This is a genomic window from Nonomuraea lactucae, assembly GCF_003313395.1.
GTDB lineage: Bacteria > Actinomycetota > Actinomycetes > Streptosporangiales > Streptosporangiaceae > Nonomuraea > Nonomuraea lactucae.
Map to the genome: position 1 here is coordinate 1 of NZ_QNFZ01000672.1, position 2,983 is coordinate 2,983.

Below are 2,983 nucleotides of genomic sequence, written 5' to 3' on the forward strand. Positions count from 1 at the left end.
CGTACTCGACCAGCCGCGCGGCGGCCCGCGCGGCCAGTCCGGCGGCGGCGGCCACCAGCAGCACGAGGGAGACGAGGATGACCACGGTCGGGCCGTCGGCACGCGCCGAGGCCACGCTCCGCCGGGTCTGCGCGATCAGCAGCGGCAGGTCGAGCGCGTGGCCGTGGCCGAGCGCCCACGCGCACCAGGCCGCTCCCGCGAACAGCAGGCCCGGCAGCACGAGCAGGCCGAGCCAGCGCTCGGCGAGCTTCTTGCCGATCTCGGTGAGGAAGCCGTCCACCGGCTCACCGTTCGGCGAACCGCATGGGGCGGGCATACAGGTCGCAGACGGGCGGCCTGTCCCGGCTGTCGCGGCCGGAACGCCGGTCGCACCAGCCGTTCGGGCAGACGTAGTCGCCGACCAGGGGCCTGGCGTCCATCCCGGCCAGCAGGTACGGCTCGCGGGGCCGTGCGCCCCGGTGCGCGTCCTGCTCCCCGTCGAGCAGGCCGGGATCGAGCAGGGCGACGGCGTCGAGCGCCACGCCGCTCCGCTTGACCATCCCGACCGCCTGGTCGAGCGCGGCAGTCCACCGCCCGTCGACCGCCGCGCGGCGCAACTCCGGCAGCTCGGCGCAGAGCCACGACCGGGCTTCGTACTCGTCCACCTGACCCCCTGCGGTCGACCTCCAACTGTGTGTCGTCATTCTCCACTCACGACCGCGTTTCCCGCCCTATGGTGAGCGAAAACGAGCACGGACGGAGACGTTGCGTGACGGAGAGCGATCTTTCCCGGCTGGCGGCGGAGCTCGTCGAGCGGTTCGACCGCGAGGACTCGGCCCAGGCGCTCGACGAGGCGCTCCGGCTCTATGACCGGCTCCACGCGCGTACGGCGGGCGGCTCCGTTCAGCGGGCCGTCCTGGCGGCGCACGGGGCCGCGCTGCTGAGGCGCTTTCGCAGGTTCGGCGGCATCGCCGACGTGCACACGGCCGTCGGCCTGCACCGCCGCGCCCTCGACGCCACCCCGCCCGGTGCCGAGGATCGGGTGGAGCGGCTGACCGGCCTGGGCGAGGCGCTCGCCGCCCGGGCGGACTCCACCGGCGACCTCGACGACAGGGACGCGGCCATCGCCCTTTTCAGGCAGGCCGGTCCGGGCGACGCCGAGGCGCTGTCCCAGCTCGGCCTGTCGCTCGCGCAGCAACTCATGGCCGGGCGGACGGACATCGACCCCGCCGAGGCGCTCATGGCCTGCTCCGCGGCCCTGGATCTGGTCCCCGCCGACGATCCCGCGCTGGTGAGGCTGGTGGTGCGCCAGTCCCTGGCCACGCTGGTGTACGCCCAGGTCACCGCTGACCCGTCGCCGGTCGATGCCCGGCTGGCGGACCTGCGCGCCCTCCTCACCGGCGCCGCGGCGGAGGGCCGGCACCGCACGCAGGCCAGCCTCGCCCTGATGCTGCTGCTCGGCACGCGCCACGCGCTCGATCAGGCCGCCCCACGCCCGCACGATCAGGCCGCCGCCCACCCGCACGATCCGGCCGCCGCACCCCCACACCATCCGGCCGCCGCACCCCCACACCATCCGGGCACCTCGTACCTCGACGAGACGATCGAGGTGGCGACCCGCCTGTTCGACATGCTCCCGCCGGACCACCCCGCGCTCGCGGTCGTCAGGCTTCAGCGGGGCGCGCTCCTCGTCGAAAGGTTCGACCGGGACGGCGAGCCGGGCGATCTGGACAGAGCCATCACGGAGCTGCGGAGCATCGTCACGGGCACGTCCGGTGACACCGCGCAGCGGTCGTCGGCGCGGACGACCCTGCGCCGTGCCCTCGGCCTGCGCGCCCTGCGCACGAGCGGCGTCGCCGACCTCGACGAGCTGATCGCCGACTACAGCGACGCTCTGGCGGCCGACCCGCGCGACGAGGAAGCGCGCGAGGGCCTCGACATGGCCAGGCTCATGCGCTTCACCGTCAGCGGCGACCCCGCCTTCCTGCCGTCGGGGCAGGAAGCGGCGGACGGGCAGGCGGGCCGGCTGGCGGCCATGGCCGGCGGGCTGAGGTCGGGGGCGGGAGAGGCCTGGACGCCGGCCGCGATCTCGGCGGCCGAGCACCGCCTCTCCAGCGCGACGACGCCCGACGAGCGCGACCTGGCGGCGGCCGAGCTGGCGGCTCTGCTCACCCTCCGGGCGCACAGCTCGGGCGACATCGGCGACGCCGACCGGGCCATCGGGCTGTACGCCGAGTTGCTGCCGCACGCCGAGCCCGGCTCCGCCGCCCTGGGCACGACGCACGCCGCGCTTCTGCAGTTGCACCTGCTCCGCAACACACTGAGCGGGCGGCGGGCCGATCTGGACGCCGCGATCGGCCACGGGCGGCAGGCGGTCGGGTCCGGCCGGAACGGCGCGCCGCACCTCGCCAACTCCCTGTCCTTCCTGGGGATCGCGCTGCACCGCAAGCACGGGCTGACGTCGGATCCGGCTGATCTGGAGTCGTCGATCGAGGCGCACCGCGCGGCCGTCGCCGCCGCGCCACCGCTGTCGCCCGCCCGGCACATCTTCGGCTCCGGGTTGAGCGAGGCGCTCCAGACCAGGTTCGCCCGGTACGGCGATCCCGCCGACAGCCGCGAGGCCGTCTCCTTGGCACGCCAGGCCATCCCGGCGGTTCCGGCGGGTTGGCCTGACAGGGCGCTGTTCACCGCCCGCCTCGCCCACGCCCGGCTCGGTGAGTTCCTGCTCAGCGGTGACACGCGGGCCGTTGACGAGGCCGTTGACGGCTTCCGCCAGGCCGAGGCGGGCTACCCGCCGGACAGCTCCGGCCTGGCGGACGCCCTGATGGGACTCGCCGACGCGTTGAAGTTCAGGTTCGAGCGCACCGGTGACCTCGCCGACCTGGACGAGTCCATCAGGAAGGCGCGTGCGGCGGCCGCCATGCCGGGCTCCCCCGGGCGCGGTGGAGCCTGGGCCGCCGCGTCCGACGCGCTGAGGATGCGCGCGGAGCGGACCGGGCGCGCC

The 2,983-nt window shown here is 75.2% G+C and carries 2 protein-coding genes and 1 pseudogene; 1 reads left to right on the top strand and 2 read right to left on the bottom strand.

Annotated features, from left to right (window positions below):
• Together DQW85_RS25165 and DQW85_RS25170 are read right to left on the bottom strand one after the other, a co-directional pair.
• Window positions 1–280: pseudogene (locus DQW85_RS25165) on the bottom strand (hypothetical protein); the annotation flags it as partial.
• 4 nt (window positions 281–284) lie between these two features.
• Complete coding sequence (locus DQW85_RS25170; RefSeq protein ID WP_113702459.1) at window positions 285–644, bottom strand: hypothetical protein; 360 nt, start codon at window positions 642–644, stop codon at window positions 285–287.
• 104 nt (window positions 645–748) lie between these two features.
• Between DQW85_RS25170 and DQW85_RS25175 the strand changes: the two genes are divergently transcribed.
• Window positions 749–2,983 (top strand): tetratricopeptide repeat protein (locus DQW85_RS25175; protein ID WP_205315390.1); only part of this gene is annotated, 2,235 nt, incomplete at its 3' end.